Here is a 26,981-nt window from a genome sequence, read left to right on the forward strand (position 1 = left end):
GCGTTACAGGGCCTTGTCGGGGATATCGTTGGGTGTACCCGCTATTTTTGAGGCGGCAACGGCTGGCGATGCCAATGCCAACAGGGTTCTCGATGACACTGCCCGCCTTCTTGCGCGCGGAATCGGCGCCATTGCCGCCATTGCCAATCCGGAAAAAGTCATCCTCGGCGGTTCAATCGGCCTGCGGCCGGAGATGCTGTCGCGGGTGAAAGACCTGCTGCCACGCTGTTTTCCCTATCCGATCGATGTCGAGGCCAGTGTGCTTGGGTCGCGTGCCGCCATTATCGGCGCGGCCGCCATAGGGTTGGGGCACCTGCACAATACGCTCTTCGGTGCCGATGCGCCCGATAGCCGTATCTCGCTTCCGCGCGCCAGCACGGTCACATTGCGGGAGGTCGTATGATGAAGGATGCAAGCAATCTCGCCTCGCGGTTACGCAGGAGTCTCGATGCCGATGACGCCGTGGCACTGCTGCGGGGTGCAATCGGGCGCAACAGCATTACCGGAAATGAAGCAAACTTTGTTGCTTATCTGAACGAACAGATGCGTGCCCGTGCGCTCACCGCCATTGAAACCGCCGATTTTCTGCCGGGGCGCCCGAACATCTGGGGCGAGCGCCGGGGCACTGGCGGTGGAAAGCGGCTCCTGTTCATCGGCCACACGGATACGGTCCATGTCGATGGTTGGGCCGAACATTGGGCGGGGACCGCCCATGCGGATCCATTCGCCGCTCCCGTCATCGACGGCCAAATCTGGGGCAGGGGTGCCGGAGACCTGAAAGCGGGCATATGCACCGCGCTTGCGGCACTCTCGCTGCTGGACAAGGCCGGTATCCGGCTTGCCGGGGATGTCGCCTTCGCCTTTGTCGGGGATGAGGAGAGCGGGCAGCCGGGAACGGGCGTCTCGGCGGGCATCAAGGATTATGTCGCGCGCATCGAGGCAGGCGCCATCCCGAAGCCGGATTTTACCGTCTATGTCGAGCCGACCCAGCTGTCGGTCTATTCGGCACAGATCGGCTTTTTCATCGCCGACATCACGGTAACCGGAAAGTCGGCTTATTTCGGCGTGCCGGAGCTTGGAAAGGATGCGTTGAAGGCGAGCCATGCCATCATGTCGGCCCTGTGGAACCATTCGGACGCGGTGGCGGCGCGCGCGGAGCACGACCTCATCGGCCGCGGCTTCCTGTTGATCACGGGGTTGAAGGGCGGCGGCTTCATTGCCGTACCGGAGGAGTGCACGCTTTCGCTGATCCGCAAGCTTTTACCGGGTGAATCCCTCGATACGGCCGCGGCGGAGATGGAAGCCGTCATTCACGGCGCGGTGTCCGATCCGGATATCAGGATCGACATCTCCTATCCGGCGGGCCGCGACCATCCGCTGGGCGGCACCGCCGCCGAGATCGACCGGCATGCGCCGGAGGTTGCAATGCTGTCAAAGGCCGTTGCCGATGCAATGCAGGGGCGCGGCGTGATCGAGGGCGCGCCCTTCTGGTCCGAGTCACCATTCTTCGTCAATCAACTGGGAACGCCGGCTGTCTACTGCGCCCCGGGCGATATCCGCAACTGCCACACCTATGAGGAACGCGTCGACGTGGAGGAATACCTGGCCGGAATCGTCGCGTTTGCCAGCTTTATCGCCGAATACTGCGGCGTTATTGAATGACCAACGACACCACAATAATAAAAAGGGAACATTCCAATGCTTGTGAAAAGATTTCTGAATGCAACGGCTCTGACCTGTTTCTTGCTGTCGGCTTCTGCGTCATTTGCGCAGACAGTCGGGCCGTCGGGAGAAGCGGCAACGCCAAGCTCCGCCATTACCCTGTCTGATGCCGATCTCGCCTCGCTGAAAGACAAGGGCTACAAGGCGGCCCTGCTCTGGCATACATCATCGGATTTCGTGAATGCCGTTTCGGCAGGCGCAAAGGATGAGTTTGCCCGCGCCGGTGTGAAAGTCGTTGTCACGACGGATGCCGGGTTTGATGCCGCGCGCCAGCGCAGCGATATCGAAACGGCGCTTGCCGCCAAACCCGATGTCGTCCTGGCCCTGCCGCTTGATCCGGTGACCTCGGCCGAGGCTTTCAAGCAGGCGATTGCCGATCATACCAAGCTTGTGTTCCTGTCGAATGTGCCGGCGGGTTACAAGCAAGGCTCCGATTATGCGGCCATTGTCACGGATGACCTTTTCCAGATGGGCAAGCAGGCGGCCGATGCCCTGGCGAAATCCATCGGCGGTAAAGGCAAGGTTGGCTGGATTTTCCACGATGCCACCTATTATGTCACCAACCAGCGCGACAATGCGTTCAAATCGACAATCGAGAAAGACTATCCGGACATCAAGATCGTTGCCCAAAAGGGTATTTCGGATCCATCACGCGCCGAGGAACTGGCAAGTGCGATGCTGCTGCAGAACCCTGATCTTGACGGCATCTATGTGACCTGGGCGGAGCCCGCCGACGGCGTGCTCGCTGCCTTGCGCGCTGCCGGAAACACCAAGACGAAGATCGTCACGCTCGATCTTGCCGAGCCCGTGGGTCTCGATATGGCCAAGGGCGGCAATGTGACGGCGCTGGTTGCCGACAAAGCCTACGAGCTTGGCCGCACAATGGCGGCGACAGGCCTGAAATCCCTGCTCAATCAGGCAACGCCGCCCTTTATCGTCGCTCCGGCATTGACCGTAACCAAAGCGACCATCGCTTCAGGCTGGAAGGAATCGCTCAACCGCGATGCACCGCAATCCATCCTCGACGCCGTGAAATAGCGCGAAGCAATACGGTTCAACTTTCGACAAACCAATCAAGGGGGCAGTCATGTCCAGATTTCTCACATTGTCGGCAGCGCTTGCTGTCAGCATCTTCGCAACGCAGGCCTTCGCGGCTGACGGGGTAACCGTCGGACCGCATGGCGAAAAGCCGACGCCCGCCGCCAGCGTGACCCTCACCGCTGATGAGGTGCAGAAGATCAAGGACGGCAACTATACCGCCGCGCTGGTCTGGCACGAGATGAGCGAATACACCAATGCGGTCAATCGCGGGGCGGAAGCAGAATTCGCCGCGCTCGGCATCAAGATTGTAGCGGAGACCAATGCCAGCTTTGACAGTGCCCGCCAACAGTCCGACGTAGAAACGGTTCTGGCGAAGAAGCCGACGATCATCGTGTCGCTGCCCGTCGATCCGACCACCGCGGCAGCGGTCTATGATCCCGCACGCAAGGCCGGGGTCAAGCTTGCCTTCATCGACAACTCGCCGGCGGGATACGAGCACGGCAAAGACTATGTGACCATTGTCTCCGACGATCTGTTCCAGATGGGCAGCAAGGCGGCCGACGCCATGGCTGCCTCCCTCGGCAAGAAGGGGAAGCTCGGCTACATCTATCACGATGCCGATTTCTACGTGACCAATCAGCGGGATCGGGCATTCAAAACAACCATCGAGACAAAATATCCTGATATGAAGATCGTTGCCGAAGCCGGCATGGCCGATCCGGCGCGCAGTGAGGAAATCGCCCAGGGGCTTTTGATCAAGCATCCCGATCTTGACGGCATCTATGTCACCTGGGCCGAACCGGCGCTCAATGTTCTGGCGGCGCTCAAGGCTGCCGGCAATACCAACACCCGGATTGTCGCCCTCGACCTGAATGAACCGGCGGCGCTTGACATGGTCAAGGGCGGCAGCTTCACGGCGCTCGTTGCCGACGAGGCTTACAATATTGGCCGCACCGCCGCGCGCGCTGCGGCGGGGTCGCTGATCGGGAAGAAAGCCGAACCCTTTCTGGTCGTCGACTCATTGGCTGTGACAAAAGAAAACGTCCTTGCGGGATGGAAGACCTCGCTCAACAAGGACGCCCCCGAGAGCATCGTAGAAGCATTGAAATGACTGTGCGGGCGGCCGTCCCGGCAGGGATCGGCCGCTCCCGTTTCACCTTTCCTTTGAGGAAAATACCATGTCAAAAACCAACCCAAGCCTGGTGCCGTCCGGACGGTCGCTGTCCCTTCTGGGCAAGGCGAATCTACAGCAATATGTTGTCTATCTCGGGTTTCTCGCCATCTTTCTGTTCTTTGCGATCGTGCTGAGAGACAGCGGCTTCCTGACGGTCCGCAACCTGTCGAATATTGTGCTCCAGACAGCGCCGGTGACCATCATGGCAATCGGCTTGGTGTTTGTCCTTTCCGCCGGGGAAATCGATCTTTCGATCGGGTCCATCGTCGCCGTCTCCGCGCTTGCGGGCGCGGTTGCCATGAACGGCTACGGCATGACGGCCGGTATTGCCGCCGGTCTGTGTGCGGGTCTGCTGATCGGCCTGGTCAATGGTGTTCTCGTCGCTTACGTAAGACTTCCGTCCTTTCTCGTGACGCTTGCCACCATGGGATTGTTTGCCGGTGTCGCCCGGTCGCTGACCGATCTTCGCTCCATTCCGGTGACCAACAGCGCATTTACCGGCTTTTTCGGCTCCGGAACATTGTTCGGTATTCCCTCGCTGGTGTGGTGGACGGTGGGGGCCATATGCATCGGCCACATTGTCTACCGCCATACCCGCTTTGGGGCGCATGTGCTTGCCACGGGAGACAACAACCGGGCTGCGAGCGTATCCGGTATCAGCGTTCCACGCATCCGCCTGACGGTCCTGATGATGAGCGGCGTGCTGGCATCACTGGCTGGCCTCCTCTATGCCGGCCGCCTGCAGGCCGCCAAATACACGCTGGGTGAAACCGATCTGATGACGGTCATTGCCGCGGTCATTGTCGGCGGAACGCTGCTCAACGGCGGCAAAGGCTCCATCATCGGTGCGCTGGTCGGTTCGCTGATGATGGGCATGCTGAACAACGGTCTGATCCTGATGGGCCTGTCCGTCTCCGACCAGATGATCGTCCGCGGTCTGATCATTCTTGCTGCCGTGGCGGTTTCGCTACGCGAAAAGTCGCGCTGAGGGAGTTTTCCATGTTTCTCGATATTCTACGCCGCCGCAACCCAGCCTTTGTGGAAAGCGCAATCCAGCTGCATCAGGCCGGCCGCATTCCGGCCAATGCCTATGTGCTTGATCTCGATGCGGTGGAAGCCAATGCGCGTGTCCTCAAGTCGGAAGCGGACAAACAGGGCTTGAAAATCTTCGGCATGACCAAGCAGGTCGGCCGGTCCAGTTCATTCTGCCGTGCCATCAAGCGCGGCGGTATCGATGCTGCCGTCGCTGTCGATATGGCCTGTGCCCGGGCCGTGCACAATGCCGACCTCAAGGTCGGGCATCTCGGCCATTTGCAGCAGGTCGCGCGTCATGAAGCCGCCGCTGCAGCTGCCCGTTTTCGCCCGGACTACTGGACGGTGTTCAACGCGGAAAAGGCGGCGGAGGCCGGCAAGGGCGCGAGCTCTGCCGGTTACACGCAGAACCTGCTTGCCCGCATCAAGGCTGAAGGCGACACCTTCTATCGCGGGCATGAGGGCGGATTTGATGCGGACGATATTGCCGGGGTTGCCGACCGTCTAGACGATGTGGAGGGCGGCCGCTTCGCCGGTATCACCACATTCCCGGCACTCCTGTTCGATCATGCCGCGCGCAAGGTGAAACCTACGCCCAATCTGGCAACGCTCGCCAAGGCTGCCGAGGCCCTGCAGAAGGCCGGCCGGACCAATGTCGAGGTGAATGCGCCGGGAACGACATCGTCGGTGTTGTTGGCCGCATTGGCCGAAGCGGGCGCCACCCAATGCGAACCGGGCAACGGACTGCACGGAACCACGGCGCTTCACGTCATGGAGGATTTGCCGGAACTTCCCGCGGTGCTGTATTTGACCGAGGTATCGCATCTTGCCGGGGGCAAGGCCTATTGCTTCGGTGGCGGCTTCTACATCGACCCGATCTTCCCGGATTATGACGTGAAGGCGATTGTCACCCGCGAACCGACGGTGAGTGCCGCGGCGCTGCGCAGTGTTGAAGTGCCGCCGCCCGCGGCCATTGATTACTACGCCATGATCGACGCGACTTCCCCCGGCTCACCCCGCCCTGGCGATACGGCCGTTTTCGGCTTCCGTGGCCAGGCTTTCGTGACGCGCGCCTATATTGTCGGCGTGTCCGGTATTTCAAAAGGTGCGCCCAAGGTCGAGACAATCGAAAACGGTTTCGGTGAAACCGCCGCCTGGCCTGTATAGGAGAAATCGAATGACTGTCACCGACGTGTCACCTGTTCTCAAACTGACCGACATCCGCAAGAATTTCGATGCCGTGACGGCCATCGAAAATTTCTCGCTGGACATCTTCCCCGGTGAAATCGTTGCTCTTGTCGGCGACAACGGGGCGGGAAAATCCACGCTGATCAAGATCATCTCAGGCGTATACGCCCCATCTGCCGGCACGATCCCCATCGAGGGTGAAACAGTGACGATGGCGAGCGCCAGTATGGCGCGCGCCCATGGCATTGAAGTCGTGTACCAGGATCTGGCGCTCGCCGACCAGCAGACCGTTTACATGAACATGTTCCTGGGCCGCGAGCCGGTCAACCGCTTCGGTCTGCTCGATCGCGGCAAGATGATCAGCGATACTGAAAAGCTCGTCCAGGAGCTGGATGTGCGGATACCTTCGGCCCATGCCACGATCCGGGATTTGTCCGGCGGGCAGCGTCAGGGGGTGGCGATCGCGCGGGCAACCCATTGGGCGAGCAAGCTGATCCTGCTGGACGAGCCGACGGCGGCGCTGGGCGTGGCCGAAACGGCCAAGGTCGAAGCCATCGTGCAATCCTTGAAAACCCGCAACATCGGTGTACTGATCATCAGCCATAGTCTGGACCAGGTCTTCAAGCTCTCCGACCGCATCTGTGTTTTGCGGCGCGGGAAGCAGATCGGTATTCGCAAGACGTCCGAGACGGACAAGAACGAAATCGTGTCGATGATCACCGGCGTCAATTGACGGGCTGGTGTCTGTCGCTCTCGCCTGGGATCAGTTGCAGCGGCCAGACGAGTTGCACCCTTTCCTGCGGATAATGGTCTTCATAAGCGGGCATGGTTGAAAGCAGGGATTCCGCCAGCTTGATGCCAAGATCGCGCAGGGAAATCCTGAAACAGGTCAGCGTGGGCGACAGAAACCGGCTTTGGGTGCTCTCGCGGAAACCGATGACGGCGATGTCGCGGCCCGGGTGAATATCGGACTCGTAGAAGCGCCGGTACAGTCCGAGGGCCATATTTTCATTGACGAGGATGATGGCTGTCGGCATTCGCCCTTGGGCAAGGACGGCACTTGCAATCTGGTAACCGCCTTCTTCGTTGGCATGGGACCGGAACACATAGTCCGGATCAAACGCTATGCCGCTGGCGGCGAGGGCCTGTTTGTAGGCATCGAGAAAGATGTAGCCGAGGTTGATGTCGCTGGCCGGGACGGCAATGGCAATGCGGCTGTGACCCAACCCGGCAAGCCGCCTGACCGCTGCCGTTGCAACGCCTTCGAAATCAAGGTCGATCCATGGGTAATTGCCCGCTGTTTCGCTGCGGCCCAGCGTGATGAAGGGAATTTTTCGCTCCAGCAGGAAATCAATGCGGGGATCGTGACGTGTGGTTGCCGATATGATCAGCCCGTCGACAAAGCGACGCGCAACCACGCGGTTGAGATAGGCGGCAGGCTCTTCGTCGGTGCCGCACAGAAGTGCAACGAGGTCGAGGTGATGGCGCCGGAACACCGACTGAACGCCTTCGAAGACAGGCATGAAGAAGCTGCCGCCGGTGTCGACCGTCTCGATGGTTGATTCAATCATGAAGCCGATCGTGTTGGTGGTGCCCTGTCGGAGACTGCGGCCGGACTGGTTCGGCACATAGCCAAGTTGCTTCGCCGCCTCAAGCACGCGCTCGCGCGTCTCCTGATTGACGTCAGCCTTCCCGTTGAGGGCACGGGAAACTGTTCCGATCGAAATATCGAGATGGCGGGCAAGGTCCCGGATGCTCACGCTTTTTCTCCCTGTGCGACTCGGCGCTGATGCCCTTTCATTCTTAAAACACCGAAAGGGGGATTGACAAAAATAATTCGCCGATATGAAATCGTAAACGTTTACGGAAGACATTTGCAACCGATTTAGCCGGTTTCTGGTGAATTTCGTTGGGAGGAGAGACAATGCAGCGTGCCGTTTTAGTCGGTTGCGGAGCCATGAGCAAAGCATGGTTCGAGGCAGCCCGGACCATTGGCGATATCGATATCGTCGGTGTTGTCGACCTGGCGAGGGAGCGCGCGGAGGCGCGCATCGCAGAATTTGGTCTCGGCGCGGCAATCGCTTCAGACAGTCTTTCCGCTGTTCTGGCAAAGACCAGTCCTGATCTCCTGTTCGACGTCGTCGTTCCGGCCGCCCGCCATGCGACCGTGGCCGCCGGGCTAGACGCGGGCTGCCATGTGCTGTCGGAGAAGCCGATGGCTGAAACCATGGACGAGGCGCGGGACCTCGTCGGGCGTGCACGCGGGGCCGGACGTATTCATGCGGTCGTGCAGAACAGGCGTTATCTCGCCCAGATCCGCCGCATCCGCCAGCTTGTTGCCTCTGGAGCCGTTGGTGATGTGACCAGCCTGCATTGTGATTTCTTTCTCGGCCCGCATTTCGGCGGATTTCGCGAGGAGATGCGCCATGTGCTGTTTCTGGACATGGCGATCCACACCTTCGATGCGGCGCGCTTTCTCGCCGGGGACGCTGCCAGCGCGGTTTATGCCCGGGAGTGGGAACCAAGCAATTCCTGGTACAGTCAGGGTTCTTCCGCGGCCGCGATCTTCGAATTCAGCAATGGTGCCATCTTCACCTATCGCGGCAGCTGGTGCGCCGACGGTCTGCGGACCAGCTGGGAAAGCAGCTGGCGCATCGTCGGCAGCAAGGGAACGATTGTCTGGGACGGGCATGACGACATACGGGCCGAAGCCGTCACCTCCGGCAAGGATGGCCTGTTCTCCGGGGTGACCGCCGTCGAGATACCTCCCCTTGATGCGTCCCACCGCATCGGCGGTCACCTCGGAGTCATGCAGGATTTCATCGCGGCAACCCGGGGCGGCTCCGCGCCGGAAACGGCCGGGACCGAAAATATCAAAAGCCTCGCCATGGTGTTCGGTGCGATCCAAAGTGCCGAAACCGGACGGCGTATTGAAATCACGATCTGAAGGAATTCGGAATGAGTAACCCGGCACAATCGATCCGCATCGGCACCATGATCAGAGGCAATGCACCCGATCCCGCCGCCTATGTCAAAACCATCCTGCCGCATGGCTTCGAGAGCATCGAGCCATTCTTCTGGCAGGTGATGAACAAGGACCTGCCGACCCTCGCGGCGCAGTTGAAGGACGCCATCGGCGACGCCGATGTGACGATCTCGACCCTCGGCATGTTCGGCAATCCGCTTGAGGACACGGAGATCGATCGTGAGACGCTGAAAGGCTGGGAGGCATTGATCGACAATGCCCATCTCTTCGGCGCCAACACCATTGCCGGGTTCACCGGCCGTGTGCGCGGCAAGCGGATTGAAGACAGTCTGCCCCAGTTCAGGAAGGTCTGGGGCGAACTTTCGCGGCGGGCCGCTGACAAGGGCGTCAGGCTTGCCTTTGAGAACTGTGCCATGGACGGCAACTGGGCAACCGGCGACTGGAATATCGCCCATACGCCGGATGCCTGGGAAATGATCTTCAACGAAGTGCCGGCCGACAATCTCGGGCTCGAATGGGAGCCCTGTCACCAGATGGTCTATCTCATCGATCCCCTGCCGCAGATCCGCAAATGGGCACCCAAGATTTTCCACGTTCACGGCAAGGATGCCACGATCCGCTGGGAGGTTATCCGCGAGCACGGGATTTTCGGCAAGGAGAAGTTCGTGTTCATGCGTTCGCCGGGATTTGGCGATACCAACTGGACCGATGTCATATCGGAACTGCGCCTCGCCGGCTGGTCGGGATCAATCGATATCGAGGGCTGGCACGATCCGGTCTATCGCAATGATCTGGAAATGACCGGGCAGGTGCATTCCCTGAATTATCTGAAACACAGCCGTGGCGGTGATTTCGTCGCCAATCCCTGATTTCCCCGAGCGGGCCCGCTGCCGGACGGGAGTTCCGGTGATGATGGAGATTAAATCCGACCAGGAAAGACGCGCCGCCAAGAAGCGCAATACCGGTGTCGAGCAACACGAGGAGGAAACCTATGAAGAGCATTTCGCATTGGATTGCCGCTGCCGCACTGATGCTGTCTGGCACGGCTGCGCATGCCGAGCCGGTGACGCTTGATATCTGGACCATCGACCGGCCGGATCAGTATATCTATCTCCTGAAGGACGAGTTCGAGCAGGCGCATCCGGACATCAAGCTGAATGTCAAAACCGTGCAATTCCGCGATATGGTCAATGATCTCGCCCGCGCCACAGCAACCGGTGAATCGCCTGATGTCACCTATATCGACAATCCCGAAGTGGCGCTCTTCGCCTCGCGCGGACTGCTTCTTGACCTCTCGCCGATGCTGGCGGAATCGAAGGTGATCAGGAAGGACGATATCTTTCCGGGCCCGCTTTCCTCGGTGACATGGGATGGCAAGATCTATGGTGTTCCGCGCGGCGCCAACACGCTGGCGCTCTACTATAATGCCGACATGTTCAAGGCAAAGGGGCTCGACCCGGACAAACCGCCCAGGACCTGGGATGAGCTTTATGCCGCTGCCAAGACGCTGAACGATCCGGCAAAGAACATTTATGGAATGGCCTTTTCCGCCGTGGCAACCGAGGAGGGAACGTTCCAGTTTCTGCCGTGGCTGCAAATGGCGGGCGGCGACTACAACAAGGTGGATACGGATGGCGGTGTGAAAGTGCTGCAGTTCTGGAGCAAGCTGCTCGATGAGAAGCTGGCCTCGCCCGATACGCTCATCCGCGGGCAATACGACTCGACCGGCACCTTCAATGCCGGAAATGCGGCCATGGCGATCTCCGGACCATGGGAGCTGCCGCGCATGAGCAAGGAAGCGAAGTTCGATTTCCGCGCCGCGCTGCTACCGGTTCCGCATGAGGGCGCCACCCGAGCTTCGGCCTTGGGCGAGGGCGACAATGTCATTCTCGCCAACAGCAAGCACCCGAAGGAAGCCTTCATCCTGCTGGAATTTCTCTACGGCAAGATGCCGGATGTCTGGAACCGTTTCGGCTTTCTGCCCGCGGCGAGAATTCAGTCCAACAACCCTAAAATACCGGCTATCTACGCGGTCTTCGAGGAAAGCATGAAATATGCGCGCAACCGCGGCCCGCATCCGGAATGGCCGAAAATCTCCAAGGCCATCTACACGGCCATACAGTCGTCGCTCACCCGCAAGAGCGACCCGAAAACGGCCTTGGCAGCGGCGCAGAAGCAGATCGACGTGGTTCTGAAAAAGTAGATCAAATCCTGTCCTCGCATCCGTTATGCGGGGACAGGCCAACAATCCACATGGGGCGGGAGGGCACTATGCAGGGCATTATCAGGACCATCAGGGACGGGAGCGGCTTTGATATCCTGCTGCTCGGTCTGGCATTGGCTTATCTGATCGCGTTTTCGGCATTTCCCATTCTCTACAACATCATCATGTCGCTGCAGACGGTGGACATGTTCACGATCACCTCGTTCAACCGCCCCTTCGTCGGCCTGCAAAACTACTATGATGTGATATCGCAACCCATTGCGATGGCGGTGCTGTGGAACACCGTCAAGTTCGTTGTCCTGTCGATCGTCTTCCAGCTATCGATCGGTTTCGGCCTTGCGCTGTTTTTCCAGCAGGATTTCCCGGGAGCCACCTATCTGCGCGGGTTGTTCCTGGCCGGCTGGATCATGCCGGCTCTGGTGGTCGGGGCGATCTGGAAATGGCTGTTCGCCGGGGATTTCGGTGTCATCAATTATGTGCTGATGTCGCTTGGCATTGCCGGTGAGCGTGTCTTCTGGCTGTCCGACCCGGATGTCGCGCTTTACGCGGTCATCATTGCCAATGTGTGGCTCGGCATCCCCTTCAACATGATCCTGCTCTCCGTTGGTCTTGCCGCCATTCCGCGCGATGTCTACGAGGCTGCCGAACTCGACGGCGCGGGACCCTTCGAACGCTTCCGGTCGATCACGCTGCCCCTGATGCGGGCTCAGCTTGGCGCGGTCATTTCGCTCGGTGTGATCTTCACCCTGCAGCAGTTCGATCTCATTGCGGCCCTGACGCAGGGCGGTCCGGCCGACAGTTCCAACGTCGCGCAATACTGGTCGTGGCAATTGTCCTTCCAGACCTATGAAATATCGCTGGGCAGCGCGGTCTCGGTGATGATGATCCTTTTCGTCATTGTCGTTGCCGCCGTCTATGTCCGCTCCACCCGTCACGAACACAGTTACTGAGGAGAGTGCCGGTGAAACGTTATATTCTCCTCGCCATCGGTCTGGTGATGACGGCGATCTACCTGTTCCCGTTGTACTGGATGTATCTCACCGCCTTCAAAGGCAGCTCCGAGATCTTTCAATATCCGCCAACATTCTGGCCGACAAATCCCCAGTGGAGTTTTGCCGAGGTGTGGCAGAGCCGGGGCATGGGGCGGTATATCTGGAACTCGCTGCTGATCGCGGTTGGGGTCACCATTCTCGTCACGTTCATGGGGACGGGATGCGCTTATGTTCTCTCGCGTGTCCGCAATATCTGGATGGACATGGCCCTCTTCGCCATCCTGATGATGCAGGTGCTGCCGTCTTCGCTGATGGTGACGCCGATCTTCGTCATGTTCAATCAGATTGGCCTTTTGGCCAGCCCGCGCGTGGCGGTCATCCTGGCGCAGACGGCCAAGATGCTGCCGCTCTATATCGTGCTGTGCCGGGCCACATTTGTGCAGGTGCCGCGCGAGCTGGAGGAAGCCGCCCTCGTTGACGGCTCCTCGCGCATCGGCGCGTTCTTCAATATCATGCTGCCTTTGGCGCGCAACGGCATTCTCGTCACGTCTGTTCTGATCTTCCTGCAATCCTTCGGCGAATATGTCTACGCCCGGTCCCTGATTGCCAAGAACGAGCTGCAGGTGGCGACGGTCGGCCTGCAGACCTTCATGGGTCCCGATGCCAGCGACTGGAACGGGATCATGACCTATGCGGCCATCTACGTCACGCCCATCCTTTTCGTATTCATGCTGCTGCAACGGCGCATCGTCAGCGGTCTCACCGCCGGCGCGCTGAAATGAGGTGAACCATGTTTCAGATCGAAATCGACCACCTGAACAAGCATTATGGCGGGTTTCACGCGCTGAAGGACATCAACATTGCCATCGAGCAGGGCGCCTTCGTTGCGCTGGTGGGGCCTTCGGGCTGCGGCAAGTCGACATTGCTGCGCACCCTCGCTGGCCTTGAGAAGACAAGTTCCGGCGATCTGCGCATCGCCGGGGAAAGTGTCGTTCACAAGCCGCCGCGCGAACGGGACGTGGCGATGGTGTTCCAGTCCTATGCGCTCTATCCGCATATGGATGTCGAGCACAACATGAACTATTCGATGCGTCTGAAGCGGCGCCCGAAGCAGGAGATTGCCGAGCGCACGCGTGCCGCCGCGCAAACGCTGGGTCTTGGCGCCCTGCTTGACCGGCTGCCGAAAGCCCTGTCCGGCGGCCAGCGCCAGCGCGTCGCCATGGGGCGTGCCATCGTGCGCAACCCCAAGGTGTTTCTCTTCGATGAACCTCTCTCCAATCTCGATGCGGCGCTGCGGGTGCACATGCGCAGTGAGATCCGCAAGCTGCATGAACGCTTGCAGGCGACATCGGTTTACGTGACGCATGATCAGGTCGAGGCCATGACCATGGCCGACCATATCGTTGTCATGCGCGCCGGAGTGGTTGAGCAGCAGGGCAGCCCGCTCGACCTTTACGACCGGCCTGCCAACAGGTTCGTTGCCGGATTTATCGGGTCGCCCGCCATGAATTTCATTCCGGTCACGGTCGGGCCCGATGGCAACAGGCTGATGCTGGAGAAGGATCAGGCTCAATCGCTCATGCTCGGTCGCGCGCTGGCCCCCGGCCGGCGTTTGCTGGCCGGCCTGCGTCCGGAGCATCTTGCCTTCACCCGCGAAGCCGGCGATCTGGCGATCAAGGTCGTCGTGGAAGCGGTCGAGTCGACGGGGAGCATGACATTCGTGACGGCATCCATCGCCTCCCAGCAGGTGGTGGCCGCCCATAGCGGCAGGCCTGAGGTGAGCCGGGGCCGCGAGACAGAGCTCTTTATCGCGCCGGGGAACGTGCATCTGTTCGATCCGGAAACGGAGCTTGCCGTCTTCTGACCCTTTCCGCTTTGCCCGCTCAAATGCTATAGGGCGACACCCGCTCTCACATTCGCTTTGCGAATGCGAGGGGATGGCATGTATGGCAAAGGATGCACCTTGGAGACTGCGCTCTATCTCCCGATCAAAGGCTTTCTTGAGGAGGCCGGCTATAGCGTCAAAGGTGAGATCGTCGGTTGTGATATCGTCGCGCTGAGCGATGGTGAGCCGCCTTTGGTGGTCATTTGCGAACTCAAGCTCAGTTTCAATCTTGAGCTCCTCCTGCAGGCGGTCGACCGGGCGGCTCTCAGCGATGAAGTCTGGCTTGCGGCACGCATTTCAGCGCGGGGCAAGGGACGTGAAAGCGACCGCCGGTTCCGCGACCTCTGCCGCCGGCTGGGTTTCGGCATGCTGGGCGTCTCGGATGGTGGTGTGGTCAGCATCATTGTCAGCCCGGCCGCGCCGATGCCGCGAAACAATGCGCGCAAGCGTTCGCGACTGGTTGCGGAGCACCGGCGCCGCAAGGGCGATCCGACATCGGGCGGCGGTTCCCGCACACCGATAATGACGGCCTACCGCCAGCAGGCGCTTGCCTGTGCCGAGGCGCTGCAGCGTGGCCATTTGCGGCCGCGCGATCTGCGCGCCGTTGCCCCCAATGCTCCGCAGATATTGCGCGGCAATGTCTACGGATGGTTCGAGCGTGTCGACCGGGGTGTCTATGCCCTGACGCAGGCAGGAATGGATGCGTTGAAGCGCTGGCCTCCATCCCCGGCAAGCGACCCGGCCTAGGCTGTAAACTCATGCGTGCGGTCGATTTTGCGCAGGCGGGTTTCGGAGTCCGCCATGCGGCGCTTGAGGGCCGGGACTGCATTGATGATGCGCAGTGCGCCGCGCATGACCGCCAGCTGGATGCGACCGAGCACGGGCCTGTGGCTGAGGCCGTTTGCGTCCATCTGCTTGCGTGACTCGAGCACTGCCCGCGCGCTGTATTCCAGCATTTCGGCTTCGTAGGCGTGCAGGGCTTCCACCAGCGGCCTGTCGCCGTCGCGCACCTCGGTGAGCCGCCTGCACAACAGGGCTGCATCCCGCAGCGCGGTATTGGCACCGACGCCGCGTCCGGGCGTCATGGTGTGTATGGCATCGCCGAGCAGCGTCACGTTCGACGACTGCCACGGGGAGACCGGCACCGACGTGCGGATATTGACGCGAAAGATGGTGGTTGGATCGGAAAGCGCAATCAGGCGGCGCAGATCGGGATGCCAGTGCCGGGTCATCTTCGCGGCGATCCTGGCAAGGTCGGGGCCGGGGAGGGAGGCGGGATCCTCCGGCAGGTTCTTGCGCGCGCCCCAGACACCCCACATGATGTAATCGCGGGTGTTGTCGAAAAGCAGTCCGGGCCATTCGGCAATCAGGTCGGCCTCATTGCCGCCGACCCCGTGCTTCACGCCGTCATTGTCCCATTTGAACTCCATGACGTGAAGAATGGCGCCATAGCCCTTCGGTGCCATGATCATCGATATGCCGTGAAAAACCTTGTCGGGAAGAAGCGCTCTGGTTTCGGGTGTGAGCGCGGCCTTGCCGCCAATGGAGACGATGCCCGTATCCTCCATTCGCGCCTCGGGCAGGCGTTGCTGGCGAACGCGCGAGTTGGCGCCGTCGGCACCGACCAGCACATCGCCGGTATCCGTTGAACCGTCATCGAAAACGACGGTAACCGTGCCGTCTTCATTATTCCGGTAGCTTGAGAATGTCTTGTCGAACACGACACAGTCCTCGAGCCCGGTGAGCAGGACTTGGCGCAGCGTCATGCGGCTGACCGATTTTTCGCTGTCGACCGGATCATCGCTGCCGGATACCGGCATGGATATCAGCTCGGACATGTTTTCCGTCAGCATGTTGAAATGGCGCGGTGCCCGCGCGCAGGTGGCAACAAAGAGAGCAAAGAGCGGCGGCGGCAGGCAGGTTTTGAGCGCTTGGCTTCCCGCAGGGCTGATGCCGACGCGATAGCCATACAGGCCATCGCGCCGCGTGCGGTCGCGTTCGTACACCCGGACACCGATGCCGGCCCGCTTGAGACCATGCGCAAGGCAAAGTCCTCCGGTCCCCGCGCCGATGATGATCACCTGCAAGGTATTCGTTTTCATGGTCTTGGCCTTTCGCTAGGAAGACGTGTGTTCGCTGGGCTGTGAAAGTTCCATTGCAATCTGGCGAAGCCAGGCTTCGCTCCAGGTCAGTTTGCCGGACTGAAGGTCGGCGGTGACGGCGCGTACCCACGCAAGCTGCGTGCCATAGGTTGCGCTCAGATATTCCATTTCCAGGAGAAAGAGACGGGGCACCGGCATCGCGCTTGCGTGACGCAAATTCTGTTCGATCCGGTCGATTTCCGCCTGCAGCGCGACGGCGCGCTGTTCGAGGTGCTGCCGGGCATCGTCGGGCGTCAGGAGCGGCAGAAACGAGATCGCCGCGGGAAAATCCGGGAATTCCTGTGATGGCGTGGAAAGGATTTCCCGCATCCATTGCAGCATGATTGCACGCCCGGCAGGGCTGAGCTCGTAGACGGTGCGTTCGGGCCGGTTCTCGTCGCGGGAGACGCCCTGCGAGGCAATCAAACCCTCCCGTTCCAGCCGGTTGACAGTCTGATAGAGACTGGCGCGCTGGGTGACATTGATGACCTCATCCTTGCCGCGTTCCTTGATGAGCTGTTGCATGCGGTAGGGATGCATGGGTGCCTCATACAGCATGGCGAGGATTGCGAGGGCGATCGGGGAGCGTTTGATTGTTTTCATAGTCGTATATATACTAGTAATAAAAATACTATGTCAAGCCCATGGCGAAGCGCTGCCCGAACGGCAGCTCTCGATATTTGTTCTCCTGCCCCGGCAGGTGCTTCCCACATTCAGCGACACGCTATATTCTCCGCCGACGTCGGATGGATTTCTTGCCAGAGCCAGGAACCGGGAAAATGAAGACCATGTCTGAAACGCGTCGCAAGCTCACCACGATTTTCTCTGCGGATGTTCAGGACTACACCCGTCTCATGCAGGTGGACGAAGAGCGGACGCTCGATACGCTCAACCAGTACCGCGATGCGATGAGACGTTTGATCGAGGCGCATGCCGGTCGGGTCATCAACACATGGGGGGATGGGCTCATTGCCGAGTTTTCCAGCGTCGTCGAGGCGGTGCGCGCGGCAATCGATGTGCAGCACGAGCTTGCCGGTTATAACGCCAAACGTTTGAACGATGCCCGCATGCTTTTCCGCATCGGCATCAATCTCGGGGATGTCATTGCCGAAGGCGACGATATCTATGGCGACGGGGTGAATGTCGCCGCGCGGTTGCAGGCCTCTGCCCCTCCCGGCGGCATCGTGATTTCAAGCACGGTTTTCGATCAGGTCCGCAACAAGCTGACCGTCGGGTTTGACTATCTCGGCGAGCTTTCGCTCAAGAACATTGAAGGCGGTATAGCCAGCTATGCCGTGCGTATCGGAGAAGACAGAGGATCTGGTCCGCAGAGGCCTTCCCTGCAACCCGGGCAGCCGCCGCATCATGACCATTTACGGCGAATCCAAACGCAAGCACACCCTGAGCCTTTGCCGTTCAGGAGAGCGCGGTTCGGTGTGCTGGCAACCGTCGCCGCCGGGATTGCCGCCATCAATTTTCTCACATGGAGCGGCTATTTCTGGGCTGCGTGGCCTCTCCTGGCCTTTGCTGCTCTTGCTTTCGGTCTGTGGGTGCGGACCACCCGCCTTGACCGGTTCGTCGCCATGCTGGCGATGGTCGGGTTCGTCCTCCTCGGCATCAACCTTATCACCTGGAGCGGGACGTTCTGGGCCGCATGGCCGCTGCTTGCCTTTGCGGTTGCCGGCAGCATCCGCTGGTTCACGCGCCAGAGGAGCGGTGTCCGGAGCTGAGCCCGCCAATGAATTTACTATTCGCCGCATCATATTTTGGCCGATAGTTGGAGATATCATTGGCCAATATTGGGGAGTATACAGACGGGAACAGGTTTTTTCTCAAGGCGATGACGTCGCAGGGATCAGCCTCAAGGACAGGCATGCCATTCGCAAGCGGGAACGGGACAGACATATAGCATTTTAACAGCAAACAAAAAGGGTGACTGCAATGCCCCATATCGTGCTGATTAATCCGCGTTTTGAAGCTTCTTACTGGGGGCTGGAACATGCCCTGCCCATATTCGACGCAAAAGCCAACCTTCCTGTGGCCTGCCTGCCTTTGCTGGCGGCCCTGACCCCTGCCGAACACACGGTCACGCTCATCGATGAGAACGTGGAAGACATCGACTATGATCTGTGTGCCAGCGCCGACATTGTCGGGGTTACCGGTATGATCGTGCAGCGCTTCCGCATGAAGGAAATCATCACGGAATTGAAGCGACGGGGCTGTTTTGTCGTGGTCGGAGGCCCATGGATCACCGTCCAGGAGAACTATTTCGCCGATCTCGCTGATGTGGCGTTCATTGGTGAAGCCGAAGAAACCTGGCCGCAATTCCTGACCGAATGGGCTGAACACCGGCATTCACGCCGGTATGAGCAGGCTGACAAGACAGATATGAGCACGGTTCCGGTGCCGCGCTTTGATCTCCTGAAAATGGACGATTATGCGGTGGGAAGCATCCAGTTCTCCCGGGGCTGTCCCTTTACCTGCGAGTTCTGCGATATCATCGTTGTCTTTGGCCGCAAGCCCCGCATCAAGACGGGTCAACAGATTCTGGCCGAAGTGGAGGCATTGCTGGCGACAGGCATGGATACCGCCTTCATTGTCGATGACAACCTCATAGGCAACAAGAAGGCGATAAAGGAGGTTTTGCGCGAGGTCATCGCGTGGCAGGTCGCGCACAATTATCCCATGACCTTCGTGACCGAAGCCTCCATTGATCTGGCGGATGATCCGGAACTGATGCAATTGATGGTCGATACCAACATTCGCGTGGTCTTCATCGGCATTGAAACCCCGAACGAGGCAGCACTGCGGGAGACGAAAAAGCTGCAGAATCTGCGCAAGGGCGGCACCATGCTGGAAAAGGTGCACACCATCCAGCGCTCAGGCATGGAAGTGTGGTGCGGCATGATCCTCGGTTTCGACAGCGACGATGCCTCGATTTTCGACGCGCAGCGTGCCTTTATCAAGGAAGCGCGGATCGTCAACGCCATGGTTGGCATGCTGGCGGCCATACCGAAGACCCCGCTCTATACGCGGTTGCTCAAGGAGGGGCGGCTTGATCCCGAGGATCAGCAGCCCTTTGGCACCAATGTCATTCCGCTCAACCTCAGCCGCGAGGCACTGCGCGACGGCTATCTCGCGGTCATGCAGGATCTTCACAATCCCCAAGCCTATTTCGACCGGCTCGATGCGCTTTATCTGGATGAACGCATCGAACCGGAACAGACGCGGCTGCGCCATTTGCGCCGCCATCCCTTGCAGTTTGCAAAGCTCAATGCGGAATGGATGCTCGAAGCCGTCGGCATCTTTCTGCGCCTGATGCGCCAGGTCCCCGACAAGGAACTGCGCCGCACCTACCGCCGGCGGATATGGGCCATGTTGAAGCGCCGCCGCTCGCCGGTGGTGATGCAGATCTATGCGATAAAATGCGCGATGCACTATCACGCCCATACGATGATCGCGCGGATGCAGACCGGCCAGATTGTGAACTCGTTCTAGGGAGTAAAACGCCGGGTGGCGTGACCGGGAGTGCTTCGGCATTTCCGGCGTCCGCAGCCATTTATGCGGCTAAAAACATTGGCGGGAAGGCCGCTACCGCTGCAAAATTACATTTTGTTAAGGCCATCTAAATGCCATGAATCTGGATCGAGATCATGCTTCCCCTAAAAGGAGGTGAGTGAAAATGAATGCCGATGAACAGAAACTTCTCAGTGGGCTCTTTGACCGTACAAGGCAGGCGGCCGATACGCCCCGGGACCCCGAAGCCGAGCGCTTCATTCTGGACCAGATCAAAAGCCAGCCTTCGGCCCCCTATCTCCTGGCTCAGGCCGTCATTGTCCAGGAACATGGCCTGAACGCATGTCACGAGCGCATCCAGGCCCTGGAAGCGCAGGTGAAGGATTTGCAGAATGCGCCGCCCCCGCAACAACAGTCGGGCGGTTTGCTGGGTTCGATCTTCGGCAGTTCCCAGAGTGCGCAGCCATCCCAGCCTTCTCCCGGCCGGTTCAGCGGACCGTGGGGCGGTGGCGGAGCAGCACCCCAGGACGCATATGCAGCGCAGGGACAGCCACCTCAGGCCGGGCGCTGGGCAGCCCCGCCGCAGGCCCAAGGCGGCGGCTTTCTGCAAGGTGCATTGACCACGGCAGCCGGTGTTGCCGGCGGCGCGCTCATGTTCGAAGGGATCAAGAACATGATGGGCGGCAATTCGTTGTTTGGCGGCTCGGGCGGCGGAACCGGCACTGTGCCGCAAGCCGGCGAGACGGTCATCAACAACTACTACAACGACGACAAAAATACCGGCACGCAGAACGATTACGCCGAAATGGACCGTCTCGACGACGCCTATGACGATGCACAGGACAGCGATACCGACGACGACAATGTAGCGTGACGCACCGGGCGATAAACAGGACAGCGCCCTGTTTGTCGCCTGTCTTCCCGGTCTTTCACCGAAGATCTGTCAGGCGTATGAGATCCAGAGGATCGCCAGGCCGAGCAGAATCCGGTAGCAGATGAAGGGCAGCGTTGAAAAACGCTCCAGAATGCGCATCAAGCCCCACAGGGCTGCGAAGGATGACAGTGATCCGACGACAAGTCCGACGAGCAGGATCATCCAGCCTTCAAAGGGAAGATGAGCGCGGGCGAGGACAACAAGTTCATGCAGGCCTGCCAGCGCGATAGCCGGAATGCCGAGCAGAAAGGAAAAGCGCGCGGCGTCCTGCCGCGTAAAATCGCGAAACAGGGCCGCCGTCAGGGTCGAGCCGGAGCGTGAAACGCCGGGGATCAGGGCACCAACCTGCGCGACGCCGACGATAAGCGCATCGCGCAGCCGCATGCTGTCCGCTGGACGTTTATGCTGGCATACCCATTCGGCAACCGCGAGCAGAACACCCATGACGAGGCAGGAAAAGCCGATGACCGGCAAGGTGCGCAACGGACTGTCGCAAGCATTGAGAACCGGCGCCAGAAGCAGGCCGGCGATGACGATCGGCACGGTGCCGAGCACGATGCCGATAGCCATGCGCAGCTTGGGCGACATCCAGTCGCCCGTCCTGATCGCGCTGAGCGATCCGCCGGTTATGGCGTAGATATCGCGCCGGAAATAGCAGATGACCGCCGTCAATGCGGCCAACTGCATCGCCGCCGAAAAAGCCGATCCGGGATCCTGCCAGCCGAGAAGTGCCGGAACCAGCCGCATATGCGCGGTGGATGATATCGGCAGCAATTCCGTAATGCCCTGAACCACGCCCAGCACGGCGACCTTGGCGGTGCCCAAAGCCACAAAGCCGGTATCTACCCCTTGCGTGCATACGCCACTCATAAAGTGTTTCCCTCGATCTGGGTGATGGATGTCGATCGATTTCTTCGATCGCTGCGGAGGCTACATGCAAATGCGCTGCAAGTGTAGACGCCACGCGCATCTGGAGCCGCTGAAACAACAGAAAACAGCAGCGCCAAATGTCACGGTTGCCCGCTACTGTCCGCCACGCAATTGACGCGGATGCGACTTTAATAAGCCGCAACTTGTAATGTAGTATAAAGCACTAGAAGCGCGTGAAATTTAAAGCGCATCATCGACAATCGGCAGGATCACAGTGGCAGAGTTTTCGGAAGTCTTGAGCTCAATGATTATCGGTGTGCTGGCGCTTGCCGTCGGCATGGTGGTGCTCTGGGGCGCTTGCCGGTATCAATGGCGGGCCGAGCGGACCGCCGGTCTGGCGTTGCTGGGACTCTTGCTGCTTTTTGGTGTTGCGTCCCTGTTTGGCATTGAAGCGCCGAGTGCGATTTTGCTCGGCGTCGTGGCGTGCGGGTTCATTGCCATACTGATCTTGAAGCGTGCAAAGGCCGGTTCGCCGCCAAATCGGCCCCAACTCCCATAAATACCGATCTTCCGCGGCTCAGCCCTTACTGAGGGTTTTCCAGGCTGAAAAGCTCGGCCTGCTCGTCATAGGCAAACAGCTCGGCATAGCGCGCCCAGGACACCACGGTCCTCAGTGTCTCATCCGCATAGTCTTCGCTCATGAAGTCTTCCAGCTCGTTGCGGAAACGGGCTGCCGGAGCCGTATGCGTCGGCCGCTCGTCAAGCACGCGTCTGATAAGGCCGATGAGCGGAACATAGGTGACGAGGTGTTCCGCGAAAACCTTCTTGCGGGCATCGGTATCGAGATGGGCAAACCGCATGCCGGCGTCGGTCAGGACGAGGTCGCCCTCGTTCAGATGGGCAAAACGCAGGAGTTGCAGGGCTTCGCCCAGATGAAACAGCTCGTCGGCCTCCATCTGCAGCGTACCGGCAAGAACAGGCAGGTCGGCGCGCCCATGATACGGTTCGCCCGCCAGAGACTCCATCAGGCCAGCCAGGATATTGGTCGAAACCGGGTTCAAAATCATGCCCATTCCCGTACCCGGAATACCTTCCGCGGATGGCAGGCGAGGCTCGGTACGCTGGGTCATGCGGGCATAGATATTGTCGACCAGCTGCCGGAAGACCGGATCGAGGCGATTGCGCGGATGGGGAAGATCGACCCTGAGTTCCTGCGCAACCCGGCCGGGATTGGACGAGAAAATCAGGATGCGGTCGCACATCAGCACCGCTTCTTCGATGTTGTGGGTGACGATCAGCACCGATTTTATCGGCAGGCGCCCTTCGATCCACAGATCGATCATGTCGGTGCGCAGGGTCTCCGCGGTGAGGACATCAAGGGCCGAGAAGGGTTCGTCCATCAGCAGCAGGTCGGGATGCACCACCAGTGCCCGGGCAAAACCGACGCGCTGGCGCATGCCGCCGGACAGTTCCTTGGGATAGGCATTTTCGAACCCGTCCAGACCGATGAGATCGATTGCCGCGAGCGCCCGCTTGCGCCGTTCCGCCCTGTCGACATCCTGCGCTTCAAGACCAAGCTCCACGTTCTGCAGGACTGTCAGCCAGGGAAAAAGCGCAAAGGACTGGAACACCATGGAAATGCCGAGGGGCGGGCCCTGGATGACGGAGCCGCGGCACTTTGCTTCGCCGGAGGACGGCGCGATCAGGCCGGCGATGATCCGCAGCAGCGTTGACTTTCCCGAGCCGGAGCGGCCGAGCAGTCCGACGATCTCGCCCTCCCTGATGTTCAGGTCGACATCGTCGAGCACCATGACATCGTTGCCGCTGCCTTTCTTGAAGGACCGGGAAACATTGCGGATGTCGACGAGCAGGTTTCTGTCAGCTTGATCAAGCATTGAACATTCCTTTGATCCGATAATCCGGCACTAGCCGAGACGAAGGCGCCGCTCGCCAAAGGCGTAGAGCGGGCGCCAGAACAGGCGATTGAACAGCGTTACAAAGATGCACATGACGGCGATGCCAAGCACGACACGCGGGAAATCTCCCGCCGTGGTGGCATTGGCGATGTATGATCCGAGCCCCGGTGTCGTCAGTTGCGTGTCACCCCAGCTGGCCACTTCGGCAACGATGCTGGCATTCCACGCACCGCCGGAGGCCGTGATAGCGCCGGTGATGTAATAGGGGAAAATGCCGGGGAGAATGACTTTGAACCACCAGCGCCAGCCACGGAGATGAAAGCTGTTCGCCGCTTCCTTGAGATCGCTGGGAAAGGCGCTGGCCCCGGCAATGACATTGAAGAGAATGTACCACTGCGTGCCTAGGATCATCAGCGGGCTGAGCCAGATATTGGCGTTGAGACCGAAATGCACGATCAGCACGACAAAGGCGGGGAATGCGATGTTGGCGGGAAACGCCGCCAGAAACTGGGCCAGCGGCTGGACTTTCTGCGCCAGTTTCGGCCGCAGTCCGATCCACACTCCGACAGGCACCCAGACAAGTGTCGCGAGTATCATCAGAACGGTCACCCTCAACAGGGTGATGAACCCGTTGCCGACGGCGGTCGCCACATCGGACCAGGCAATATTGGCCTTGAGATAGATGATGCTGATATAGGCCGCATAGCCTGCGGCAAGAACAATGAAGGCAAGCCAGAGCCGGTCGAGAAGGCGTGACGTCGCGGGCTTTGCGTCACCCGAGCCGAATGTCGGCAGCGCCGGCAAACGCAGGTTCCAGACCAGACGGGAAAGAAAGGCGACCGGGGCGGCGAGCAGGCGTGTGATCCGGGCCCGGCGAAACAGGTCCAGCATCCAGGAACTTGGAACCGTTTCCGACGAGGTTGTTTCAAAGCGGAACTTGTCGGCCCAGGCCACGAGCGGCCGGAACAGGAACTGATCGTAGAGCAGGATGACGGCGAGCATCGCCATCGTGGCATAGAAGATTGCCATGATGTTCTGCTCCTTGATGGCCAGCGCGACGTAGGAGCCAACCCCCGGCAGGGTAACGGTGGTGTCGCCGACGGTGATCGCCTCCGACGCCACGACGAAGAACCAGCCTCCCGACATCGACATCATGGTATTCCAGACAAGACCGGGCATCGCAAACGGAACGTCCAGCCGCCAGAACCGCTGCCAGCCCGTCAGGTGGAAGCTCTGCGTTGCCTCCTCCAGGTCTTTCGGCTCGTTGCGCATGGATTGATACATGCTGAACGTCATGTTCCAGGCCTGGCTGGTGAAGATGGCAAACACGGATGCCAGTTCGGCGCCAAGGACGCTGCCCGGAAACAGGTTGAGGAAGAAGGTGACGGTAAAGGTCAGGAAGCCGAGGATCGGCACGGACTGGAGAATATCGAGAATGGGAACCAGCACCATCTCGGCACGCCGGCTCTTGGCGGCGGCTGCGGCATAGATGAAGGTGAAGACGAGCGACAGGGCAATGGCCAGGAGCATGCGCAGCATGGTGCGCAGTGCGTAAACCGGCAGATTGGATGGATCGAGGGAAAGCGGGGCGGCTTCAAGTGTCGACAGCGGAACCGTGGTCACGCGGGCGCCGTAGGCGATCAGCACGATGGCGCCGATCACCAAAAGCAAAGCCATCAGGTCCCACATGCTCAGCCACATCGAGCGGCCGATGGCAGGCGGTGTATACTTTTGAAACGCCATAAGCCGGGCCCCTAATGGCTTGAATGCAATGAATAAAGGACGCTATTCGCGGTACTCTGCCATCGTTGCCGAAGCATTTGCAAGGGACTTAAGAAGGACGATCATGACAGTGTCATGACGGAAAATGGGCAGCGGGAAAAATTGCGCGGATCGCCGGATTGGCTGCGGCTGTTTCACCCGTGGCGGCGCAGTTGCCAGCGCACAATTCCCATGCCAATCCGGTTGAGTTTCCCGATAACCCGCCACAGGGATCGGGCACGCCGCTTTGCCAGGCGGCCGGTGGCCAGCCGGGGCAGCGCGAACCAGATGAGGCGCAGGGAACACTAGTTCAATATGGCAACCAGATGCGCGCAGGCCCTGACCTCCGTGGAGCGCAGGCGCGCCTGCAGCCACCCCTGAAGGTGAAGACCAGACGGGGCATGCGGGTTACGGATTTGGCGATGCGCCTTCTGGATTCGCGCGAGCTCCTGCGTTGTGTTCAGGCGCAGTTGGCGGCGCTTTGCCAGGATATGGTCCAATTCACTGCTGCTGTTCTGCATCGCGCACCGCTCTGCAACCGGAATTTGCATGCCGCTCGTCGTTCGAGGGCGTCAATGCGCGGCTGCCGTTTGACAATCGGGTGTCAATCTGCATCCTCCAGTGGCTATAGGAGCAAGCGAAATATGGTGCGCTCGGGCCAAAAAGCCATACGAACGGCTCTTGTGTAATTTACCGGAAGCGGCAGTGTAGCATTATGGATCACAGTATGTGTCGGTCATATTCTGGTCGTGTTAATCCTGCCTTGGTTGGCATATAATTATCCTGTTACCACGTTTTGGGGTAGGCAGATTTTCTGGAAGGAATGCAAATGGTACGCAGGTTAACGCTTCTCATGGCCGGAGCCCTGATGGGTGCAACGGCAATGGTGGCTGTGCAGGGCGGGCTGCATATAACCGCCGCGGAAGCTGCGGGCACGGACACATACAAGCAGTTGTCGCTTTTCGGCGAAGTCTTCGAGCGGGTGCGCAACCAGTATGTCACGCCGCCCGATGACCAGAAGCTGATCGAAAGCGCCATCAATGGCATGCTGACGTCGCTCGACCCCCATTCGTCCTACATGAACGCCGAACAGGCGAAGGAAATGTCGGTGCAGACCAAGGGCGAGTTTGGCGGCCTTGGCATTGAAGTCACCATGGAAAACCAGCTGTTGAAGGTGATCACGCCGACGGAAGATGGCCCCGCGTTCAAGGCCGGTGTTCTTGCCGGCGATTATATCTCGCAGATTGACGGGACCGATGTCCGCGGCCTGTCGCTGAACGATGCGGTCGACAAGATGCGCGGCGATGTCAACACTCCCATCGAGTTGACGCTGATCCGCCAGGGGGCCGACAAGCCGATCAAGCTGACCGTCGTGCGCGACGTGGTCAAGGTGAAGGCCGTCAAGTACCGCGTCGAGAACGATGTCGGCTATGTCAGGGTGATTTCCTTCACCGAACAGACCTACGAAGATTTGCAGAAGGCGATCAAGGACATCCAGAGCAAGGTTCCCGCCGACAAGCTCAAGGGCTTCGTGCTCGATCTTCGCCTCAATCCGGGCGGCCTGCTGGACCAGGCGGTTGCCGTCTCCGATGCCTTCCT

At 59.8% G+C, this 26,981-nt stretch carries 25 protein-coding genes; 19 read left to right on the forward strand and 6 right to left on the reverse strand.

Annotated features, from left to right (window positions below):
• From RDL77_RS22245 to RDL77_RS22275, 7 genes are all read left to right on the forward strand, one after another.
• Positions 1–403: ROK family protein (locus RDL77_RS22245; RefSeq protein WP_288194739.1), on the forward strand; the 403-nt coding region annotated here is incomplete at its 5' end.
• Positions 400–1,662, forward strand: coding sequence for a M20 family metallopeptidase (locus RDL77_RS22250; RefSeq protein ID WP_288194740.1), 1,263 nt, complete (start codon positions 400–402; stop codon positions 1,660–1,662). The genes RDL77_RS22245 and RDL77_RS22250, both read left to right, overlap by 4 nt.
• Positions 1,663–1,698: 36 nt before the next feature.
• Positions 1,699–2,760, forward strand: a complete 1,062-nt coding sequence (locus RDL77_RS22255) for a substrate-binding domain-containing protein (RefSeq protein WP_288194741.1) — start codon at positions 1,699–1,701, stop codon at positions 2,758–2,760.
• Positions 2,761–2,809: 49 nt separating this feature from the next.
• The gene (locus RDL77_RS22260; protein WP_288194742.1) at positions 2,810–3,874 is read left to right on the forward strand and encodes a substrate-binding domain-containing protein; all 1,065 of its coding nucleotides are present in this window, start codon (positions 2,810–2,812) and stop codon (positions 3,872–3,874) included.
• 67 nt (positions 3,875–3,941) lie between these two features.
• Positions 3,942–4,925 (forward strand): ABC transporter permease, encoded by a 984-nt coding sequence (locus tag RDL77_RS22265; protein WP_288194743.1) that lies wholly within the window; start codon positions 3,942–3,944, stop codon positions 4,923–4,925.
• Positions 4,926–4,936: 11 nt separating this feature from the next.
• A complete protein-coding gene (locus RDL77_RS22270; protein WP_288194744.1) occupies positions 4,937–6,136 on the forward strand; it encodes an alanine racemase in 1,200 nt (399 codons plus the stop codon).
• A gap of 10 nt (positions 6,137–6,146) precedes the next feature.
• On the forward strand, positions 6,147–6,890 hold the full coding sequence (locus tag RDL77_RS22275; RefSeq protein ID WP_288194745.1) for an ATP-binding cassette domain-containing protein: 744 nt from the start codon (positions 6,147–6,149) through the stop codon (positions 6,888–6,890).
• Here the strand turns inward: RDL77_RS22275 and RDL77_RS22280 are convergent.
• Complete coding sequence (locus RDL77_RS22280; protein WP_288194746.1) at positions 6,883–7,917, reverse strand: LacI family DNA-binding transcriptional regulator; 1,035 nt, start codon at positions 7,915–7,917, stop codon at positions 6,883–6,885. The two genes, RDL77_RS22275 and RDL77_RS22280, sit on opposite strands and share 8 nt — an antisense overlap.
• Before the next feature lie 164 nt (positions 7,918–8,081).
• Here RDL77_RS22280 and RDL77_RS22285 point away from each other — a divergent pair, with 164 nt between their 5' ends.
• The 7 genes from RDL77_RS22285 to RDL77_RS22315 all read left to right on the forward strand — a co-directional run bounded on the left by RDL77_RS22285 (position 8,082) and on the right by RDL77_RS22315 (position 14,991).
• The gene (locus RDL77_RS22285) at positions 8,082–9,104 is read left to right on the forward strand and encodes a Gfo/Idh/MocA family protein (protein ID WP_288194747.1); all 1,023 of its coding nucleotides are present in this window, start codon (positions 8,082–8,084) and stop codon (positions 9,102–9,104) included.
• Between the two features lie 11 nt (positions 9,105–9,115).
• Positions 9,116–10,012: a sugar phosphate isomerase/epimerase gene (locus RDL77_RS22290; protein WP_288194748.1), complete on the forward strand. Its 897-nt coding sequence runs from the start codon at positions 9,116–9,118 to the stop codon at positions 10,010–10,012.
• A gap of 122 nt (positions 10,013–10,134) precedes the next feature.
• Positions 10,135–11,346 (forward strand): sugar ABC transporter substrate-binding protein, encoded by a 1,212-nt coding sequence (locus RDL77_RS22295; protein WP_288194749.1) that lies wholly within the window; start codon positions 10,135–10,137, stop codon positions 11,344–11,346.
• 68 nt (positions 11,347–11,414) lie between these two features.
• Positions 11,415–12,317, forward strand: coding sequence for a carbohydrate ABC transporter permease (locus tag RDL77_RS22300; protein WP_223615241.1), 903 nt, complete (start codon positions 11,415–11,417; stop codon positions 12,315–12,317).
• Positions 12,318–12,364: 47 nt separating this feature from the next.
• Positions 12,365–13,141 (forward strand): carbohydrate ABC transporter permease, encoded by a 777-nt coding sequence (locus RDL77_RS22305; protein WP_223615371.1) that lies wholly within the window; start codon positions 12,365–12,367, stop codon positions 13,139–13,141.
• A gap of 8 nt (positions 13,142–13,149) precedes the next feature.
• Positions 13,150–14,223 (forward strand): ABC transporter ATP-binding protein, encoded by a 1,074-nt coding sequence (locus RDL77_RS22310; RefSeq protein WP_288194750.1) that lies wholly within the window; start codon positions 13,150–13,152, stop codon positions 14,221–14,223.
• Positions 14,224–14,322: 99 nt separating this feature from the next.
• Positions 14,323–14,991 carry a DUF2161 domain-containing phosphodiesterase gene (locus RDL77_RS22315; RefSeq protein ID WP_288194751.1) on the forward strand — a complete coding sequence of 223 codons (669 nt, stop codon included), beginning with the start codon at positions 14,323–14,325 and terminating at the stop codon, positions 14,989–14,991.
• Here RDL77_RS22315 and RDL77_RS22320 read toward each other — a convergent pair.
• Both RDL77_RS22320 and RDL77_RS22325 read right to left on the reverse strand, forming a co-directional pair.
• Positions 14,988–16,346 carry an NAD(P)/FAD-dependent oxidoreductase gene (locus tag RDL77_RS22320; RefSeq protein WP_288194752.1) on the reverse strand — a complete coding sequence of 453 codons (1,359 nt, stop codon included), beginning with the start codon at positions 16,344–16,346 and terminating at the stop codon, positions 14,988–14,990. The genes RDL77_RS22315 and RDL77_RS22320 overlap by 4 nt on opposite strands.
• Before the next feature lie 15 nt (positions 16,347–16,361).
• Positions 16,362–16,988: a PadR family transcriptional regulator gene (locus RDL77_RS22325; RefSeq protein WP_288194753.1), complete on the reverse strand. Its 627-nt coding sequence runs from the start codon at positions 16,986–16,988 to the stop codon at positions 16,362–16,364.
• 185 nt (positions 16,989–17,173) lie between these two features.
• On the opposite strand from RDL77_RS22325, the gene RDL77_RS22330 reads away from it, so the two are divergent.
• The 3 genes from RDL77_RS22330 to RDL77_RS22340 all read left to right on the forward strand — a co-directional run bounded on the left by RDL77_RS22330 (position 17,174) and on the right by RDL77_RS22340 (position 20,775).
• Positions 17,174–18,115, forward strand: a complete 942-nt coding sequence (locus RDL77_RS22330; RefSeq protein ID WP_288194754.1) for an adenylate/guanylate cyclase domain-containing protein — start codon at positions 17,174–17,176, stop codon at positions 18,113–18,115.
• 211 nt (positions 18,116–18,326) lie between these two features.
• Positions 18,327–19,883 carry a DUF4070 domain-containing protein gene (locus RDL77_RS22335; RefSeq protein ID WP_223615237.1) on the forward strand — a complete coding sequence of 519 codons (1,557 nt, stop codon included), beginning with the start codon at positions 18,327–18,329 and terminating at the stop codon, positions 19,881–19,883.
• A gap of 184 nt (positions 19,884–20,067) precedes the next feature.
• A complete protein-coding gene (locus RDL77_RS22340; RefSeq protein ID WP_288194755.1) occupies positions 20,068–20,775 on the forward strand; it encodes a DUF2076 domain-containing protein in 708 nt (235 codons plus the stop codon).
• Positions 20,776–20,844: 69 nt separating this feature from the next.
• Here RDL77_RS22340 and RDL77_RS22345 read toward each other — a convergent pair whose 3' ends face one another.
• Entirely contained in the window at positions 20,845–21,705 is an 861-nt protein-coding gene (locus RDL77_RS22345) for an undecaprenyl-diphosphate phosphatase (RefSeq protein WP_223615235.1), read from the reverse strand.
• Positions 21,706–22,000: 295 nt separating this feature from the next.
• Between RDL77_RS22345 and RDL77_RS22350 the strand changes: the two genes are divergently transcribed.
• Entirely contained in the window at positions 22,001–22,264 is a 264-nt protein-coding gene (locus RDL77_RS22350; RefSeq protein ID WP_288194756.1) for a hypothetical protein, read from the forward strand.
• A gap of 25 nt (positions 22,265–22,289) precedes the next feature.
• Here RDL77_RS22350 and RDL77_RS22355 read toward each other — a convergent pair whose 3' ends face one another.
• Positions 22,290–23,600 carry an AAA-associated domain-containing protein gene (locus RDL77_RS22355; RefSeq protein WP_288194757.1) on the reverse strand — a complete coding sequence of 437 codons (1,311 nt, stop codon included), beginning with the start codon at positions 23,598–23,600 and terminating at the stop codon, positions 22,290–22,292.
• Between the two features lie 30 nt (positions 23,601–23,630).
• Entirely contained in the window at positions 23,631–25,364 is a 1,734-nt protein-coding gene (locus RDL77_RS22360) for an ABC transporter permease subunit (RefSeq protein ID WP_288194758.1), read from the reverse strand.
• Between the two features lie 847 nt (positions 25,365–26,211).
• Between RDL77_RS22360 and RDL77_RS22365 the strand changes: the two genes are divergently transcribed.
• Positions 26,212–26,981: S41 family peptidase (locus tag RDL77_RS22365; protein ID WP_288194759.1), on the forward strand; the 770-nt coding region annotated here is incomplete at its 3' end.

Origin of the sequence: uncultured Phyllobacterium sp., assembly GCF_902479695.1 — a bacterium.
Classification (GTDB): Bacteria; Pseudomonadota; Alphaproteobacteria; order Rhizobiales; family Rhizobiaceae; genus Phyllobacterium; species Phyllobacterium calauticae.

Bases quoted from the DNA above. Each gene is read 5' to 3' on its own strand.
- RDL77_RS22250 (WP_288194740.1), top strand. From the start codon at position 400: ATGATGAAGGATGCAAGCAATCTCGCCTCGCGGTTACGCAGGAGTCTC.
- RDL77_RS22255 (WP_288194741.1), top strand. From the start codon at position 1,699: ATGCTTGTGAAAAGATTTCTGAATGCAACGGCTCTGACCTGTTTCTTG.
- RDL77_RS22260 (WP_288194742.1), top strand. From the start codon at position 2,810: ATGTCCAGATTTCTCACATTGTCGGCAGCGCTTGCTGTCAGCATCTTC.
- RDL77_RS22265 (WP_288194743.1), top strand. From the start codon at position 3,942: ATGTCAAAAACCAACCCAAGCCTGGTGCCGTCCGGACGGTCGCTGTCC.
- RDL77_RS22270 (WP_288194744.1), top strand. From the start codon at position 4,937: ATGTTTCTCGATATTCTACGCCGCCGCAACCCAGCCTTTGTGGAAAGC.
- RDL77_RS22275 (WP_288194745.1), top strand. From the start codon at position 6,147: ATGACTGTCACCGACGTGTCACCTGTTCTCAAACTGACCGACATCCGC.
- RDL77_RS22285 (WP_288194747.1), top strand. From the start codon at position 8,082: ATGCAGCGTGCCGTTTTAGTCGGTTGCGGAGCCATGAGCAAAGCATGG.
- RDL77_RS22290 (WP_288194748.1), top strand. From the start codon at position 9,116: ATGAGTAACCCGGCACAATCGATCCGCATCGGCACCATGATCAGAGGC.
- RDL77_RS22295 (WP_288194749.1), top strand. From the start codon at position 10,135: ATGAAGAGCATTTCGCATTGGATTGCCGCTGCCGCACTGATGCTGTCT.
- RDL77_RS22300 (WP_223615241.1), top strand. From the start codon at position 11,415: ATGCAGGGCATTATCAGGACCATCAGGGACGGGAGCGGCTTTGATATC.
- RDL77_RS22305 (WP_223615371.1), top strand. From the start codon at position 12,365: ATGACGGCGATCTACCTGTTCCCGTTGTACTGGATGTATCTCACCGCC.
- RDL77_RS22310 (WP_288194750.1), top strand. From the start codon at position 13,150: ATGTTTCAGATCGAAATCGACCACCTGAACAAGCATTATGGCGGGTTT.
- RDL77_RS22320 (WP_288194752.1), bottom strand. From the start codon at position 16,346: ATGAAAACGAATACCTTGCAGGTGATCATCATCGGCGCGGGGACCGGA.
- RDL77_RS22325 (WP_288194753.1), bottom strand. From the start codon at position 16,988: ATGAAAACAATCAAACGCTCCCCGATCGCCCTCGCAATCCTCGCCATG.
- RDL77_RS22330 (WP_288194754.1), top strand. From the start codon at position 17,174: ATGTCTGAAACGCGTCGCAAGCTCACCACGATTTTCTCTGCGGATGTT.
- RDL77_RS22335 (WP_223615237.1), top strand. From the start codon at position 18,327: ATGCCCCATATCGTGCTGATTAATCCGCGTTTTGAAGCTTCTTACTGG.
- RDL77_RS22340 (WP_288194755.1), top strand. From the start codon at position 20,068: ATGAATGCCGATGAACAGAAACTTCTCAGTGGGCTCTTTGACCGTACA.
- RDL77_RS22345 (WP_223615235.1), bottom strand. From the start codon at position 21,705: ATGAGTGGCGTATGCACGCAAGGGGTAGATACCGGCTTTGTGGCTTTG.
- RDL77_RS22355 (WP_288194757.1), bottom strand. From the start codon at position 23,600: ATGCTTGATCAAGCTGACAGAAACCTGCTCGTCGACATCCGCAATGTT.
- RDL77_RS22360 (WP_288194758.1), bottom strand. From the start codon at position 25,364: ATGGCGTTTCAAAAGTATACACCGCCTGCCATCGGCCGCTCGATGTGG.